This window comes from Pseudoalteromonas sp. SR44-2, assembly GCF_014163745.1.
GTDB classification, from domain to species: domain Bacteria; phylum Pseudomonadota; class Gammaproteobacteria; order Enterobacterales; family Alteromonadaceae; genus Pseudoalteromonas; species Pseudoalteromonas distincta.
The window spans coordinates 1-1,391 of sequence record NZ_JACJDW010000071.1; the positions used below are offsets into that span (position 1 = coordinate 1).

The 1,391-nt window shown below is 45.1% G+C and carries 1 protein-coding gene; it reads left to right on the forward strand.

Features of this window, described 5'->3' with window-relative positions; translation table 11 throughout:
• Positions 1-4 precede the first annotated feature (4 nt).
• Complete coding sequence (locus H5115_RS19955; RefSeq protein WP_096058041.1) at positions 5-1,378, forward strand: IS4 family transposase; 1,374 nt, start codon at positions 5-7, stop codon at positions 1,376-1,378.
• Positions 1,379-1,391 lie beyond the last annotated feature (13 nt).

Consider the following 1,391-nt stretch of genomic DNA (forward strand, 5'->3'; position numbering starts at 1 on the left):
CATTATGATTAACGAACATACTCATTGGGCAAAACAACAATTCGGTAAATCGGACTTAGGTGATCCAAGAAGAACAGCGCGTCTGGTAAAGTTAGCATCAACGCTTGCAAATGAACCAGGAAAACCACTTGTGAACATCACTCAATCCCCCGCCGATATGGAAGGTGCCTACCGCTTTATTCGCAACGAGAATATTGACGCAACGGCTATAGCAGAGTCAGGCTTTAAAGCCACGGTTGAACAAGCAAAAAGTCATAACTTATTACTCGCATTAGAAGACACGACCACATTAATTTATAAACATTCCTCCATTCGAGATGATTTGGGTCATGTCGGACGAGGAGCAAAACAACGAGGCTTGTTAGCTCATAGCGTATTACTGTTTGCGCCAGACACAAAGCAAGTTGTGGGATTAATTGAACAGTCTCGCTGGAGTCGTGATATCAACACGATTGGAAAAAGAGAAAAACACGCGACGACTTCTTACGAAGAAAAAGAAAGTTACAAGTGGGAGTCAGCGTCACGAGCGATGGCAGAGCGGCTGCAAGGACAAATGGCGAACGTGATATCGGTGTGTGACCGCGAAGCGGACATCTACGAATACTTGCAGTATAAACTGAGCGAGCAGCAACGATTCGTCGTACGCTCGATGCAAAGTCGTCATATTGAAGAAGGTGAGGATAAGCTCTATGCGTTTGCAAGCGAGCTGATGAGTGCAGGCACCAAACACATCCACATTGCACAAAAAGGAGGAAGAAAAGCCCGAAGCGCAACACTGGATATCACCTATGCGCCAGTGACACTCAAAGCGCCTTACAATAAGAAAGGACATTCCCTCCCAGTTTACTATGTCGGCTGTGCAGAGCGAGGAAACGCTGAGAACGGCTTAAGCTGGCACCTATTAACCAGTGAACCAGTCACCAGCAAAGAAGACGCTTTAGCTATCATCACCTACTATGAGCACCGTTGGCTTGTAGAGGAATACCATAAAGTCTGGAAAAGTGATGGTACGGATATCGAAAGTTTACGCCTTCAAAGCCAAGATAACATGGAAAGATTGGTGACGATTAATGGCTTTATTGCGACGCGAATATTGCAACTAAAGTTCACCAATGAGCAGCCTGATTCTCCAAGTTGTGAACAACTGTTATCTCCCAAAGCATGGAAGTTATTGTGGTTAAAGAGAATAAAAACACCATTGCCTGAAACTGCTCCAAATATGTCATGGGCGTATCAGGAACTGGCAAAGTTAGGAGGCTGGAAAGATACCAAGCGCACAGGGCGTGCATCTGTGAAAGTGTTATGGCAAGGATGGCTTAAGTTACAAGCCATCCTGGAAGGCTACGATTTAGCAAAATCTCTTGAGTCAGACTTGTGATCAAGAGACAGCT